At 65.8% G+C, this 13,865-nt stretch carries 13 protein-coding genes; 11 read left to right on the forward strand and 2 right to left on the reverse strand.

Annotated elements, in window-relative coordinates; all coding sequences use genetic code 11:
* Positions 1-92: 92 nt before the first annotated feature.
* From BSIN_RS00485 to BSIN_RS00510, 6 genes are all read left to right on the forward strand, one after another.
* Complete coding sequence (locus tag BSIN_RS00485; RefSeq protein ID WP_089339161.1) at positions 93-1,298, forward strand: CaiB/BaiF CoA transferase family protein; 1,206 nt, start codon at positions 93-95, stop codon at positions 1,296-1,298.
* 163 nt (positions 1,299-1,461) lie between these two features.
* Positions 1,462-2,223 (forward strand): 5'/3'-nucleotidase SurE, encoded by a 762-nt coding sequence (gene surE / locus BSIN_RS00490; RefSeq protein WP_059518127.1) that lies wholly within the window; start codon positions 1,462-1,464, stop codon positions 2,221-2,223.
* Positions 2,220-3,239 carry a protein-L-isoaspartate(D-aspartate) O-methyltransferase gene (locus BSIN_RS00495; protein WP_089339200.1) on the forward strand — a complete coding sequence of 340 codons (1,020 nt, stop codon included), beginning with the start codon at positions 2,220-2,222 and terminating at the stop codon, positions 3,237-3,239. Before surE ends, BSIN_RS00495 begins: the two co-directional genes overlap by 4 nt.
* A gap of 11 nt (positions 3,240-3,250) precedes the next feature.
* Positions 3,251-4,114: a peptidoglycan DD-metalloendopeptidase family protein gene (locus BSIN_RS00500; RefSeq protein WP_173678595.1), complete on the forward strand. Its 864-nt coding sequence runs from the start codon at positions 3,251-3,253 to the stop codon at positions 4,112-4,114.
* Between the two features lie 11 nt (positions 4,115-4,125).
* A complete protein-coding gene (gene rpoS, locus BSIN_RS00505) occupies positions 4,126-5,217 on the forward strand; it encodes an RNA polymerase sigma factor RpoS (RefSeq protein ID WP_059518123.1) in 1,092 nt (363 codons plus the stop codon).
* 7 nt (positions 5,218-5,224) lie between these two features.
* Positions 5,225-6,001 carry a 3'-5' exonuclease gene (locus tag BSIN_RS00510; RefSeq protein WP_089339163.1) on the forward strand — a complete coding sequence of 259 codons (777 nt, stop codon included), beginning with the start codon at positions 5,225-5,227 and terminating at the stop codon, positions 5,999-6,001.
* A gap of 87 nt (positions 6,002-6,088) precedes the next feature.
* Here the strand turns inward: BSIN_RS00510 and BSIN_RS00515 are convergent, their stop codons facing one another.
* Entirely contained in the window at positions 6,089-6,949 is an 861-nt protein-coding gene (locus tag BSIN_RS00515; RefSeq protein ID WP_089339164.1) for an endonuclease/exonuclease/phosphatase family protein, read from the reverse strand.
* A 135-nt stretch (positions 6,950-7,084) separates the two neighbouring features.
* Between BSIN_RS00515 and rlmD the strand changes: the two genes are divergently transcribed.
* On the forward strand, positions 7,085-8,473 hold the full coding sequence (gene rlmD / locus BSIN_RS00520; RefSeq protein WP_089339165.1) for a 23S rRNA (uracil(1939)-C(5))-methyltransferase RlmD: 1,389 nt from the start codon (positions 7,085-7,087) through the stop codon (positions 8,471-8,473).
* A 149-nt stretch (positions 8,474-8,622) separates the two neighbouring features.
* Here rlmD and BSIN_RS00525 read toward each other — a convergent pair whose 3' ends face one another.
* A complete protein-coding gene (locus BSIN_RS00525; protein WP_089339166.1) occupies positions 8,623-9,321 on the reverse strand; it encodes a Bax inhibitor-1/YccA family protein in 699 nt (232 codons plus the stop codon).
* Between the two features lie 247 nt (positions 9,322-9,568).
* Between BSIN_RS00525 and ndk the strand changes: the two genes are divergently transcribed.
* From ndk to ispG, 4 genes are all read left to right on the forward strand, one after another.
* Positions 9,569-9,994, forward strand: coding sequence for a nucleoside-diphosphate kinase (gene ndk / locus BSIN_RS00530; protein ID WP_059518113.1), 426 nt, complete (start codon positions 9,569-9,571; stop codon positions 9,992-9,994).
* A gap of 40 nt (positions 9,995-10,034) precedes the next feature.
* On the forward strand, positions 10,035-11,168 hold the full coding sequence (gene rlmN / locus BSIN_RS00535; RefSeq protein WP_089339167.1) for a dual-specificity RNA methyltransferase RlmN: 1,134 nt from the start codon (positions 10,035-10,037) through the stop codon (positions 11,166-11,168).
* A gap of 156 nt (positions 11,169-11,324) precedes the next feature.
* Positions 11,325-12,419 carry a helix-turn-helix domain-containing protein gene (locus BSIN_RS00540; protein ID WP_173678592.1) on the forward strand — a complete coding sequence of 365 codons (1,095 nt, stop codon included), beginning with the start codon at positions 11,325-11,327 and terminating at the stop codon, positions 12,417-12,419.
* Positions 12,420-12,511: 92 nt separating this feature from the next.
* Positions 12,512-13,864, forward strand: coding sequence for a flavodoxin-dependent (E)-4-hydroxy-3-methylbut-2-enyl-diphosphate synthase (ispG, locus tag BSIN_RS00545; protein ID WP_089339201.1), 1,353 nt, complete (start codon positions 12,512-12,514; stop codon positions 13,862-13,864).
* Position 13,865: the final 1 nt, after the last annotated feature.

The raw sequence follows: 13,865 nt of genomic DNA on the forward strand, positions 1-13,865 counted from the left end.
GCGACGGATGCGCGCAGCGCCCGTATCGCGCTTGCGCACGATGCGCCGGGTCAACCGGTGCGATTCCCCAGTCCAATCCAAGGAAGAGTGATATGAGCGCAACCCACGGCCCGCTCGCGGGTGTCAAGGTGCTCGAACTCGGCACGCTGATCGCGGGGCCATTCGCTGCGCGTCTGTTCGCCGAATTCGGCGCGCAGGTCATCAAGATCGAGGACCCGGACGGCGGCGACCCGCTGCGCAAGTGGCGCAAGCTGTATCCGGAGGCGGGCGGTACGTCGCTGTGGTGGGCGGTGCAGGCGCGCAACAAGAAATCGGTGACGGTCAACCTCAAGTCGGACGACGGCAAGGAAATCGTGCGCCGTCTCGCGCGCGACGCCGACGTCGTGATCGAGAATTTCCGGCCGGGCCTGCTTGAAAAGCTCGGTCTCGGCTATGACGTGCTCGCCGCGGAAAACCCCGGCCTCGTGATGGTGCGCCTGTCCGGGTACGGGCAGACGGGGCCGTACCGCGACCGTCCCGGTTTCGGCTCGATTGCCGAATCGATGGGCGGGCTGCGCCATATCACCGGCTATCCGGACCGTCCGCCGCCGCGTATCGGCATTTCGATCGGCGATTCGATCGCCGCGCTGCACGGCGTGATCGGCGCGCTGATGGCGCTTCATCATCGTCACGTGAACGGCGGCGCGGGGCAGGTGGTCGACGTCGCGCTTTACGAAGCCGTTTTCAACATGATGGAAAGCGTCGTGCCGGAGTACGGCGTCTACGGGCTGGTGCGCGAGCGCACGGGCGCGTCGCTGCCGGGCATCGTGCCGTCGAACACCTATGCGTGCCGCGACGGCAGTATCGTGATCGGCGGCAACAGCGATCCGATTTTCAAGCGCCTGATGAAGGCGATCGGGCGTGACGATCTCGCCGACGATCCGGCGCTCGCGCGCAACGACGGACGCGTGCCGCGCACCGACGAAATCGATGCGGCGATCGCCGCGTGGCTCGCGCCGCGCACGATCGATGACGCGCTCACGGTGCTGAACGCGGCCGACGTGCCGGCATCGCGGATCTATAGCGTGGCCGACATGTTCACCGATCCGCAGTTCGCCGCGCGCGAGATGATCCAGCGTTTCAAATGGGCCGGCGACAACGAGATTGCGTTGCCGAACATCACGCCGAAACTGTCCGGCACGCCGGGCGAGACGCGTTGGCTCGGTCCGGAGCTTGGCGAGCACACGGACGAAGTGCTGCGCGAGCTGGGCTACGACGCGCCGGCGATCGCCGCGCTGCGCGACAAGCGGGCGATCTGAGCGCGGCGCGCCGGCCCCGGACGCCGGCGCTTCGCGCGCCCGCCGGCTCGCTCGTCCGCCTGCACGCGGGCGCGAGCCACGGCTGGCGCCGCGTCGCCGTCGGCGCAGGTCGGGCACCCTGGCTGTCGCTCTCGCGCAATCTTTCCTCGGTTACAATCGCCGGATGCGAATCCTACTCAGTAACGACGACGGCTATCTCGCGCCCGGTATCGCCGCGCTTTATGAAGCGCTGTGCCCGTTCGCCGACGTCACGGTGATGGCGCCCGAACAGAATTGCAGCGGAGCCTCGAACTCGCTGACGTTGTCGCGACCGTTGTCGGTGTCGCGCTCGGCGACCTCGGGTTTCTACTACGTGAACGGCACGCCGACCGACTCGGTGCACGTCGCGTTGACCGGGTTGTTTGACGCGAAGCCCGACCTCGTTGTCTCGGGGATCAATAACGGCCAGAACATGGGCGACGACACGCTGTATTCGGGCACGGTCGCCGCCGCGACGGAAGGCATCATGTTCGGCGTGCCGGCGATCGCGTTCTCGCTCGTCGACAAGGACTGGGCGCATCTGGCCGATGCGGCGCGCGTCGCGGCCGAGATCGTGCGCCACTATCTCGCGCACCCGCTCGCCGGGCAGCCGCTGTTGAACGTGAACATTCCGAACCGCGGCTACGATGCGCTCAAGGGCTGGCGGGTGACGCGGCTCGGCAAGCGGCATCCGTCGCAGCCCGTGATCCGCCAAACCAATCCTCGCGGCGAGCCGATCTACTGGATCGGGCCGTCCGGCGAGGCGCGCGATGCGAGCGACGGCACGGATTTTCACGCGGTCGCCGAGGGTTTCGTGTCGATCACGCCGTTGCAGCTCGATCTCACCCATACCCAGATGCTGTCAGCCACCCGCGAGTGGGCGCGCGCGCGGAGCGGCGCTTCATGAGCGGCGAGCGCGCGAAGCGGTTTCCGCTCGCGCTCGAAGATCTGAAGCGCGAGCCGCGCAAGGCCGATATGCGCGCGGCCGAACGCAGCGCGAGCGATGCCGCGCGTCAGCGCGTCGCGACGGCGGTGATCGCGCCCGCCGGGGCGCCGGCGGCCGCGCAGAATTGGCGCGCGGGGCAGGGCGGCGGCGCGTCGCCGTTGACGAGCGCATCCGCGCCGAAACCGGCGCCCGGTCCGAAGGCAGCGCCTGCGCCGAAGGCGGCCCGCGCGACGAAGCCGGCCGCAGGCGCGGCCCATGCGGCGAGCCAGGGCGGCGCTGCCCGGCGTGGCGGCGACAAGAGCGCCGCGCCGAATGTCGCGTTGGCGGGCGCGCTCGCATTGACCTCGGAACGGGTGCGCGAGCGGATGGTCGAAAGGCTGCAAGCCAACGGTGTGACCGATTCGCGCGTGCTTGCCGCGATGGCCGCCGTGCCGCGCCATATGTTCGTCGATCCCGGGCTGGCTGCGCAGGCATACGAAGATGCGGCGCTGCCGATCGGACATCAGCAGACGATTTCGAAGCCGTCCGTCGTCGCGCGCATGATCGAACTCGCCGCGGCCGGCCGGGCGCTCGAGCGCGTGCTTGAAATCGGCACCGGCTGCGGTTACCAGGCCGCGGTGCTGAGCCGCATCGCACGCGACGTCTATTCGATCGAACGCGTGAAGCCGCTCTATGAGCGGGCAAAATTGAATTTGCGGCCGTTGCGCGTGCCGAATATCCGCCTGCATTACGGCGACGGATGTGTCGGGCTGCCCGCCGCCGCGCCGTTCGACGCGATCGTGATCGCCGCGGCGGGGCTCGACGTGCCGCGCACGCTGTTGGAACAACTGGCGATCGGCGGCCGGCTCGTCGCGCCTGTCGGCGGGCAGGAAGGCGAGCAGGTATTGACGCTCGTCGAGCGTGTCGCGCCCGCGCAGTGGCGCGAATCGCGGCTTGATCGCGTTTTCTTTGTCCCTTTAAAATCCGGAGTGATTTGATACCGATGAGTATGTTGCGCGCGATGCAAAACAATCGTTCGAAGGTTCCGCTCTCGCTCGCTCAGCGCGCGATTTGCATGGCCGCTTTCATGCTGCTCGCCGCTTGCGCGACGCGGCTCGACCAGGCGCCCGTCGTCGACCGTTCAGGTTCGCTCGGCACGACGGCCGCCACCCAGCCCGCAGCGCCGCTGCCGCCTGCGCCCCCTGGCTTCTACCGGGTGAAACCGGGCGATACGCTTTATCGGATCGCGCTCGAGAACGGCCAGAACTATCGCGATATCGCGGCGTGGAACAATCTCACGAACCCGAACCAGATCGAAGTCGATCAGTTGCTGCGCGTCGCGCCGCCCGCAGGCGGCGTGACTACCGCAGCGCCTGCCGCGGGCGGCGCGGCGGCGACGCCGCCGCTGTCGAGCGGCCCGGCCGTGCCGCCGATCTATGGCTCCGGTTCCAACTCGAGTTCGGCGCCGGCTGCGGCATCCACCGAAGCGGCCGTGCCTGCCGCGAGCAACGTGTCGTTTGCATGGCCCGTGCGCGGCGCGCTCCTGAATACGTTCGACGATTCGAAGAACAAGGGAATCAACATCGGCGGCACCGCGGGCGAAGCCGTGAAGGCTGCCGCGGAGGGCCGGGTGGTCTATGCCGGCAACGGGCTGCGCGGCTATGGCAATCTTATTATCATCAAGCACGATGCGACTTATCTCACTGCGTATGCACACAACCGCGCTTTGATGGTAAAAGAGGGGGACGCGGTGACGAAGGGGCAGAAGATTGCAGAAATGGGCAATAGCGATTCCGACCGCGTGATGTTGCATTTCGAGGTTCGCCGGCAGGGTAAACCTGTCGATCCGCTGAAGTATTTGCCGCCTCAATAAACGAGACGACCATGCCGAAATCGAAGCGCCACCCGCTGCATGCCGAACCTGAGAAGATCAGTCGTGCCACGCAATCCTCGGCGGGGCGAACTGGCGCTTCGACGGGCGACGACGATGTCGCCGGTAACGAGCATGATTACGAGCCTCACGATGCCGAGGCGGCCGATGCCGATGACGCGGCCGACGAGCGGGAAGCCGCCGACGCCCCGCCCGATATCGACGATTTCCGCGCGCTGTTGCAGGCCGAGCTTACCGCCGACACGATCCAGCACTACCTGAATCGGATCAGCGTGAAACCGTTGCTGACGGTCGAGGAGGAGCAGCGCTACTCGCGTCTGGCGAAGGCGGGCGAGTTCGATGCGCGGCAGGTGATGATCGAGCGTAATCTGCGCCTCGTCGTCAGCATTGCGAAAGGCTATTTGAATCGCGGCGTGCCGCTGCTCGATCTGATCGAGGAAGGCAATCTCGGGCTCATGCATGCGATCGAGAAGTTCGATCCGACGCGCGGCTTCCGCTTTTCGACCTATGCGACCTGGTGGATCCGCCAAAGTATCGAACGCGCGATCATGAACCAGGCACGCACGGTGCGCCTGCCCGTGCACGTGATCCGCGAACTGAATCAGGTGCTGCGCGCAAAGCGCCATTTGGAAAAAAATTCGTTGTCGACCGGCGAAGCGGCCGAGCGTCGCGAAGCGAGCATCGACGACATCGCGTACCTGACCGGCAAGACCGCGGAAGAGGTCACCGACATCCTCGCGCTGAACGAGCACACCGCGTCGCTCGACGCGCCGCTCGATCTCGATCCGGCGAGCAGCCTGCTCGATCTGCTGCCGGACGACCAAAGCCAATCGCCGGACGCGGAAGTTCAGCACCGCGAATTGGAGACGCTGACGCGCGCGTGGCTGTCGCGCCTGTCCGACAAGCACCGGCATGTGATCGAGCGACGCTTCGGGCTGAACCACATCGAACCCGCGACGCTCGAGGAGCTGGCCGACGAGATGGGCCTGACGCGCGAGCGCGTGCGGCAGATCCAGCAAGAGGCGCTCGTGCGGCTCAAGCGGTTTTTTGCATCCAATGGCGTGCGCAAAGACGCCGTTTTGTAACTGATTGATGACCCCGATTCTGGTTTTTGACATCGAGACGATTCCCGATGTCGACGGCATCCGCCGTCTTGAGGATTTGCCCGCCGCGCTCACCGACGCCGAGGTCGCCGAGCATGCTTTCGCCGCGCGCCGCGAGAAGACGGGCAGTGATTTCTTGCCGCACCATCTGCAGAGGATTGCCGCAATCTCGTGCGTGTTTCGCGACAACACGGGCTTTCGCGTGCGTTCGCTCGGCACGCCCGGCGATCCGGAGGCGGTGCTGATCCAATCGTTTTATCGTGTGATCGAGAAATACACGCCGCAGCTCGTGTCATGGAACGGCGGCGGCTTCGATTTGCCGGTGCTGCATTACCGCGCGCTCGTGCACGGCGTCGCCGCGCCGCGCTATTGGGACATGGGCGAGGACGATCGCGAATTCAAGTGGAACAACTATCTGTCCCGTTATCACACGCGCCACACCGATCTGATGGATCTGCTGGCGCTCTACCAGCCGCGCGCGAACGCGCCGCTCGACGCGCTTGCGAAGCTGTGCGGCTTTCCGGGCAAGCTCGGGATGGATGGCAGCCAAGTTTGGGCAGCATTCCAGCAAGGGCGGCTCGACGAAATCCGCAATTACTGTGAAACCGACGTCGTGAACACGTACCTGCTGTATTGCCGATTTCAGCAGATGCGAGGCGGTTTGACGCCAACCGAATATGCGGACGAGGTCGTGCTCGTGAAAAATGCGCTGTTGCAAGAGCCGGCGCCGCACTGGGCCGAATATCTGGCTGCGTTCGACGCGTGATCGCCCATGGTTCGCGCATGGGCAATGCGTCCGTTTGCGCTGACCGGTGCAGGGCGTTTTTCTGTTTTCCCATTCTCCGATTGACGTTCAGGCGTCGTTCAGTTCGAGCACGATCGGCTGGTGATCGGACGCGTGTGTCGCGCTGTCGATTTCGCAGCGCGTGATGCGTTCAGCGAGCGTTTCGGTCACGAATACGAAATCGCATGTGAGCGGCCCGTCGGCCCATTGCGCGGTGTCGTAGACGCCTGCCGTCGGCGGCGGCGCTTTTCCCGGATGGCGGGCGAGCCACGCATCGACAAAACGCGGCGCGTCCGGAAACGGCGCGACGAAACGCCGATACGCGGCGCTCGCGTATGCGCTGTTGAAATCGCCGCAAACGATTGCATCGGCGGCGCGCGCCGACGCCGCGAAAGGGCCGTCGAGCGTTTCGGCAGGCGCGCTGTCGCGCGCATGCGCGACGGCTTCGCGATGCAGGCGCCTGAGTGCGTCGATTTGCGCGAGCCGTTGCGTCGACGAGTAATACTCGAGATGCGTGACGACGACGCGCACCGCGCCAAACCGCGCGCGCAGCGTGACTTCAAGCGCGCAGCGCGGCATCGACGGCGCATCGGCACTCGCGGGCCACGGCAGCGCATGGCGCAGCACGCGCTCGGCGGGCAGCCGGGTCGCGAGCGCGTTGCCGAATTGCCGTCGCGGCGCGCCTGGCGCGCGCGGCGGCAGATCGACGCCGATTGCCTCGAATACGTCGTAGCCGGGCAGTAGTGCGGCTAATTCGGCATACTGATCGTCGGATGGGCCGCCCGGCAGCGCCGGAAAGCCGCGCGTGACTTCCTGCAGGCATAGCACGTCGAAGTCTCCGAGCCGGCGCGCGGCGTCGATCGTGCGCGCGAGATCGACCGTGCCGCTCGCATCCCGTCCCCATTGGATGTTCCAGCTAATGAGTCGCATCGTTGACGCTCCGTTATCGTTCAGCGATGGCCCGAGGCGCCGGGCCGGCCGTTTGGAGACGCTCGGGCACGCCCTTTGGCGTGCCGTTCGTCTACAATCTCGCCTTTGCTCACAATCGTTCGTCAGGAATAGCTGGTGTCAGAAGCCGCCCCCCTTTCCGCGCGCCGCGCGTCTGCCGCGCCCGATCGCGCCCCGGTTCTCGATATCGATTCGCTCGACATGGAAGCGCGCGGCGTCGGCCGCGTCGTCGACGAAAACGGCGAGCCCGGCAAAGTGATCTTCGTCGAAGGCGCGTTGCCCGGCGAGCGCGTCACGTATTCGAGCTTTCGCCGCAAGCCGTCCTATGAGCAGGCACAGGTCGTCGATATTGTGCGCGCGAGCGTGATGCGTGCGCAGCCGAAATGCGCGTTTTTCGGTACTTGCGGCGGCTGCTCGATGCAGCATCTCGACATGCGCGCGCAAGTCGCGATCAAACAGCGCGTGCTCGAGGACAACCTGTGGCATCTCGCGAAACTGCGCTCGGAGACGATGTTCTCGCCGATTCACGGCCCGTCGTGGGGCTACCGGTATCGCGCGCGGCTCACGGTGCGCCATGTCGCGAAAAAAGGCGGCGTGCTCGTCGGTTTTCACGAGCGCAAGAGCAGCTACGTGGCCGACATGACGAGCTGCGAGGTTCTGCCGCCGCATGTGTCGGCGCTGCTCGTGCCGCTCAGGCGGCTCGTCGAGGGATTGTCGATCCGTGACCGGATGCCGCAGATCGAGCTGGCGGTCGGCTCGAGCGTGACGGCGCTGGTGCTGCGCGTGCTCGAGCCGATCAACGCGGCCGACGAAGCGCTGTTGCGCGAATTCGCCGATACGCATCGCGTGCAGTTCTGGCTGCAGCCGAAGGGGCCGGATACGGTTGCGCCGTTTTATCCGCTCGATGTCGAGCTGGACTACACGCTGCCCGAATTCGGCATCCGGATGCCGTTCAAACCGACCGATTTCACGCAGGTCAACCATCAGATCAACCGCGTGCTGGTGGGGCGCGCGCTGCGGCTGCTCGCGCCGGCGCGTGGCGATCGCGTGCTCGATCTGTTTTGCGGTATCGGCAATTTCACGCTGCCGCTCGCGCGGCTCGCGCGCGACGTGGTCGGCATCGAGGGCAGCGAAGCGCTGACGACGCGCGCGCTCGCGAATGCGAAGGCGAATGGTGTCGACGGCCATACGTCGTTTGCCTGCCGCAATCTGTTCGACGTGACGGCCGACGATATCCGCGCGCTCGGCGCGTTCGACAAATTCCTGATCGATCCGCCTCGCGAGGGCGCGCTCGCAGTGTCGAAGGCGCTGGCCGAGATCGCGCAGAGCGGCAGCGGGCCTTTGCCGGCGCGAATCGTCTACGTGTCGTGCAATCCGTCGACGCTCGCGCGCGACGCGGGACTGCTCGTTCACGAAGCCGGCTACCGGCTCAAGGGCGCGGGCGTGGTGAATATGTTTCCGCATACTTCGCACGTCGAATCGATTGCGCTGTTCGAGCGGGCGTAGGGTTGGCCGCCGGCGCGACGCGGTCGTGCGGTGCTTCGCGCCGGCCGCTCCGATGACCGTTCGCGCACTCCACGACGGACCTTCGCTGCGAGATGGCGGCGAAAAAAAACCGGCCCATGCGGGCCGGTCTTCGGTGAGGCGGTTCAGGCTCAGTTGCGATTGCCGCCGAAGATGCCGAGCAGTGCGAGCAGGTTCGTGAACACGTTGTACAGATCGAGGTAGATCGCGAGCGTCGCGCTGATGTAATTGGTTTCGCCGCCGTTGACGACGCGTTGGACGTCGAACAGCATATACGCGGAGAAGATCGCGATCGCAAGCACCGATACGGTCAGCATCAGCGCCGGCAGGTGCAGGAACACGTTCGCGAACGACGCAAGCAGCAGTACGATCACGCCGACGAACAGCCATTTGCCGAGGCCGGAGAAATCGCGCTTGCTGACGGTGGCGACCGTGGCCATCACGGCAAAGATCACGCCGGTGCCGCCGAACGCCAGCATGATGAGCGCGGGGCCGTTCGAGAAGCCGAGGATGAAGCCCAACAGGCGCGACAGCATCAGGCCCATGAAGAACGTGAAGCCGAGCAGCACGAACACGCCGGCCGCGCTGTTCTTCGTGCGCTCGATCGCGAACATGAAGCCGAACGCGATCGCGAGGAACGCGAGGAAGCTCATCATCGGGCTCGTCGCGGCAAACAGCGAGAAACCGGTCGCGACGCCGATCCAGGCGCCGAGCACGGTCGGCACCATCGACAGGGCGAGGAGCCAGTAGGTGTTGCGCAGCACGCGGTTGCGGGTCTCGGCGGTACTGATCGCGCCGCCGCGGCCGAAGTTATACGGATAATCGTTCATGGTTTCTCCTAACATGGAACGTGGCGGCATCGCGAGCGGGCGGCATGCTTGTTGCGCCGCGGCAGGCCATGACGCCGCTACCCCTAAGATAGGTTTCGAGGCGAGAGGTTTCAACATTGAGCCGCCCGCGAAACATGGCTGATTCGACCTTTCGGTCGTGTAAGGGTTCAATCGCAATGATACACGGGAACGTGTTACAATAACGGATTCATTTGAAACTGTAACCTCTTAATTTTTTGGAGTTTTTATGGCAATCGAGCGCACCCTGTCGATCATCAAGCCGGATGCGGTGGCGAAGAACGTGATCGGCCAGATCTACAGCCGTTTCGAAAACGCCGGTTTGAAGATCGTTGCGTCGCGCATGGCGCACCTGTCGCGCGCCGATGCGGAGAAGTTCTACGCCGTTCACGCCGAGCGCCCGTTCTTCAAGGATCTCGTCGACTTCATGATCTCGGGCCCGGTGATGATCCAGGTTCTTGAGGGCGAGAACGCGATTCTGAAGAATCGCGAGCTGATGGGCGCGACGGACCCGAAAAAGGCCGAAAAGGGCACGATCCGCGCGGATTTCGCGGACAGCATCGACGCGAACGCCGTGCACGGCTCGGACGCGGCGGAAACGGCACGCGTCGAAATCGCGTTCTTTTTCCCGGAAATGAACGTCTACTCGCGTTGACGCGGGCAAGATCCAGCGCGTAGCGGCAAGGCAGGACACCATGGCGAACGAATCTCCCGTCGATCTACTCGATTTCGATGCCGACGGCCTCGTCGCGTATTGCGGCAGCCTCGGCGAGAAGGCGTTTCGCGCGAAGCAGTTGCAGCGCTGGATCCATCAGTACAATGCGACCGATTTCGACGGGATGACCGATCTCGCGAAATCGCTGCGCGAAAAGCTGAAAGGGCGGGCCGTGATCGGCGCGCCCGACATCCTGAGCGATCACGTGTCGGCGGACGGCACGCGCAAGTGGCTCCTCAACGTCGGCAACGGCAACGCGGTCGAAACGGTGTTCATTCCCGAGGAGACGCGCGGCACGCTTTGCGTGTCGTCGCAGGCGGGGTGCGCGGTCAACTGCCGGTTCTGCTCGACGGGCAAGCAGGGTTTTTCCCGCAATCTGTCGACGGGCGAGATCGTCGGTCAGTTACGGATGGCGGAGTTCGCGCTGCGGGCGTCGCTCGGGCGCGCGCCCGGCCCGAACGGGCGCGCGGAGCGCGTCGTCACGAACGTCGTGATGATGGGCATGGGCGAGCCGCTTCTCAATTACGCGGCGGTCGTGCCCGCGATGCGGCTGATGCTCGACGACAACGCGTATGGCTTGTCGCGCAGGCGCGTCACGCTGTCGACGTCGGGCGTCGTGCCGATGATGGACCGGCTCGGCGCCGAGCTGCCGGTCGCGCTCGCGGTGTCGCTGCATGCGCCGAACGACGCGCTGCGCGACATGCTCGTGCCGCTCAACAAGAAACATCCGCTGCGTGAGCTGATGGCGGCTTGCGAGCGTTATCTGAAGGTCGCGCCGCGCGACTTCATCACGTTCGAATATTGCATGCTCGACGGCGTCAACGATTCCGAAGCGCATGCGCGCGAACTCCTCGCGCTCACGCGCGACGTGCCGTGCAAATTCAACCTGATTCCGTTCAATCCGTTTCCGGAGTCGGGGCTCGTGCGCTCGAAGCCGGAGCAGATCAAGCGCTTCGCGCAGATTCTGATCGACGCCGGCGTAGTGACGACGGTGCGCAAGACGCGCGGCGACGATATCGACGCCGCGTGCGGCCAGCTCGCGGGCGCGGTCAAGGATCGCACGCGTCTCGCGCAGCGCACGGGGGCGAAGGTGATCGAGGTCCGGGCGGTTTGACGGCGATGCCGTTGGGAATGCCTGGGCGGGTAGTGCAATAAACGCGAAAGCGATCGGGGATGGCGCGGCGCGCCGTGCTGTGTGACAACGATAGGTGCGTGTGTGGCCGAAGCCGGCGCGGGCGCGCATGAAAGAAGAATCGACGCGAGGATGAGGATGAGCGAAGCGCAGCCGTCAAAGAGCCCAGAGACGAACGCAGGCGAGCACCCGGCGGCGGCCGGGCTTGCATCGGTCGCGGCCGTCGGCGAGCGGCTCGCGGAGTTGCGTCGTGCGAAAGGCTGGTCCGTCGACGACGTGTCCGCGCGGCTGAAGATCGCCGCACCGAAGCTGCAGGCGCTCGAGGCGGGCGACACGAGCCAGTTCCCAGGCGCGACGTTCGCGCTTGGCGTCGTGCGCAGCTACGCAAAGATGCTGGGCGTCGATCCGGAACCGTTCGCGCAAGCGCTGCGCCGAGAGAAAGGCGTGCCGGCGGTGGACTTGTCGTTGCCCGCGTCGTCGGGCGCCGATCTGCCGCGCGGGCGCGTGTCGATCCATCTCGGCGATTCGTCGCGCAGCCGGCCGTGGCTATGGGCGATCGCGGCGGCAGTCGTCGCGCTTGTCGCCGTGATGATGTGGCGCACGGGCGGCGAATCGACGAATTGGCTCGCGCGCTTCAAGACGGGCGGCGCGGATAACGGCGCGGCGGCGGTGCATGACCAGCAGCCGGAGAGCGCCGCGTCCGAGCTGCCGGCGAGCGCGGCAGTGTCGGGTTCGGTGACGCAGGCGCAGGGCGCGTCCGGCGCCGCCGAGCAAACCGCAACGCAAACGGTGCCGGGCAGCGCGGCGCTCGCGCCGGCGCAGGTCGCCGGACCGGCGTTGGCCGCAAGCGTCGCCGGCGAATCGCCTGCTTCGGCGACATCATCGGCGCAGGCCACCGCCGCTGGCCCGGCCGCGGCATCGGTTGCGGCCGCGGCACAGCCGCAACCATCGGCATCGGCAAGCGAGGCGGCGACTGTCGCGCCCGGCCAGTCGGTGGTGACGTTGAAGGTCGCGCAGGACTGCTGGTTCAGCGTGCGCGATAAGCACGGCAAGGAACTGTTCTCGGCGCTCGTGCGGGCAGGCGAGACCAAGCAGGTGGTGGGCGACGCGCCGCTCAAGGTGACGATCGGCAACAAGGCCGGGCTCGAGTCGATCGCTTTCGACGGCAAGCCTGTCGATCCGGCAAAATACTCGGCGGCTCGGGGTAACGTCGCGCGTTTCGCGTTGCCCTGACGGCCAGCGTCGTGACCGCAGGCGGCCGCGACGCTTTTCCCATTCGCGCGCAGCCAACGGGCGGCGCGCCATGCGTAAATTTGGATCCAACGATGCAATCCGAAGCTCAATCCCCTGAAGCTCGATCTACCGACGCTCGACTTCCTCGAGACAGCCAAATCTGTTCAACCGAGCCGGTGTTCGGCGGGCATGCGCCGCGGCGCGTGTCGCATGGCGTCGATGTCCGCTGGGGCGGCAATCTCGTGACGATCGGCGGCGATGCGCCGGTTCGTGTGCAGTCGATGACGAACACCGACACGGCCGACGCGATCGGCACGGCGATCCAGGTGAAGGAACTCGCGAATGCGGGTTCCGAACTCGTTCGCATCACCGTGAATACGCCCGAGGCGGCCGCCGCGGTGCCCGCGATTCGCGAGCAGCTCGATCGGATGGGCATTGCGGTGCCGCTCGTCGGCGATTTCCATTACAACGGACATCTGCTGTTGCGCGACTATCCGGACTGCGCGCAGGCACTGTCGAAGTACCGGATCAATCCGGGCAACGTTGGCCAGGGCGCGAAGCGCGATACGCAGTTTGCGCAGATGATCGAAGCCGCGATCAAGTACGACAAACCGGTGCGAATCGGCGTGAACTGGGGCAGCCTCGATCAGGATCTGCTTGCGCGGATGATGGACGAGAACGCCGCGCGCGCGACGCCGTGGGACGCGCAGAGCGTGATGTACGAAGCGCTGATCCAATCGGCGATCGGCTCGGCCGAGCGTGCGGTCGAACTCGGCCTTGGGCGCGACAAGATCGTGCTGTCGTGCAAGGTGAGCGGGGTGCAGGACTTGATCGCGGTGTACCGGGAGCTGGCGCGCCGCTGCGGCTTCGCGCTGCATCTCGGACTTACCGAGGCGGGCATGGGGTCGAAGGGGATCGTCGCGTCGACAGCCGCGCTCGGCGTGCTGCTGCAGGAAGGGATCGGCGACACGATCCGGATTTCGCTGACGCCGGAGCCGGGCGCGTCGCGCACGGGTGAGGTGGTCGTCGGTCAGGAGATCTTGCAGACGATGGGGCTGCGCTCGTTCGCGCCGATGGTCGTCGCGTGCCCCGGCTGCGGCCGCACGACCAGCACGCTGTTTCAGGAACTCGCGCTGCAGATCCAGAACTATCTGCGCGAGCAGATGCCGGTGTGGCGCAATGAATATCCGGGCGTCGAGAAGATGAGCGTCGCGGTGATGGGCTGCATCGTCAATGGCCCGGGCGAGTCGAAGCACGCGAACATCGGCATCAGCCTGCCGGGTTCGGGCGAGAATCCGGCTGCGCCTGTCTTCATCGACGGCCAGAAAGTGAAAACGCTGCGCGGCGAACACATCGCGCAGGAATTCCAGCAGATCGTGAGCGACTACGTGGCGCGTACTTACGGCGCAGCCGCTCAAGGCCGTGCCGAAGCGCTCCAGAATTAAT

Source organism: Burkholderia singularis, from assembly GCF_900176645.1.
Classification (GTDB): domain Bacteria; phylum Pseudomonadota; class Gammaproteobacteria; order Burkholderiales; family Burkholderiaceae; genus Burkholderia; species Burkholderia singularis.

Excerpts from the sequence above, each read along its gene's own strand:
- BSIN_RS00510 (WP_089339163.1), top strand. The coding sequence starts at position 5,225 with ATGACCCCGATTCTGGTTTTTGACATCGAGACGATTCCCGATGTCGAC.
- BSIN_RS00495 (WP_089339200.1), top strand. The coding sequence starts at position 2,220 with ATGAGCGGCGAGCGCGCGAAGCGGTTTCCGCTCGCGCTCGAAGATCTG.
- BSIN_RS00540 (WP_173678592.1), top strand. The coding sequence starts at position 11,325 with ATGAGCGAAGCGCAGCCGTCAAAGAGCCCAGAGACGAACGCAGGCGAG.
- BSIN_RS00500 (WP_173678595.1), top strand. The coding sequence starts at position 3,251 with ATGTTGCGCGCGATGCAAAACAATCGTTCGAAGGTTCCGCTCTCGCTC.
- ispG (WP_089339201.1), top strand. The coding sequence starts at position 12,512 with ATGCAATCCGAAGCTCAATCCCCTGAAGCTCGATCTACCGACGCTCGA.
- BSIN_RS00485 (WP_089339161.1), top strand. The coding sequence starts at position 93 with ATGAGCGCAACCCACGGCCCGCTCGCGGGTGTCAAGGTGCTCGAACTC.
- surE (WP_059518127.1), top strand. The coding sequence starts at position 1,462 with ATGCGAATCCTACTCAGTAACGACGACGGCTATCTCGCGCCCGGTATC.
- ndk (WP_059518113.1), top strand. The coding sequence starts at position 9,569 with ATGGCAATCGAGCGCACCCTGTCGATCATCAAGCCGGATGCGGTGGCG.
- BSIN_RS00525 (WP_089339166.1), bottom strand. The coding sequence starts at position 9,321 with ATGAACGATTATCCGTATAACTTCGGCCGCGGCGGCGCGATCAGTACC.
- BSIN_RS00515 (WP_089339164.1), bottom strand. The coding sequence starts at position 6,949 with ATGCGACTCATTAGCTGGAACATCCAATGGGGACGGGATGCGAGCGGC.
- rpoS (WP_059518123.1), top strand. The coding sequence starts at position 4,126 with ATGCCGAAATCGAAGCGCCACCCGCTGCATGCCGAACCTGAGAAGATC.
- rlmN (WP_089339167.1), top strand. The coding sequence starts at position 10,035 with ATGGCGAACGAATCTCCCGTCGATCTACTCGATTTCGATGCCGACGGC.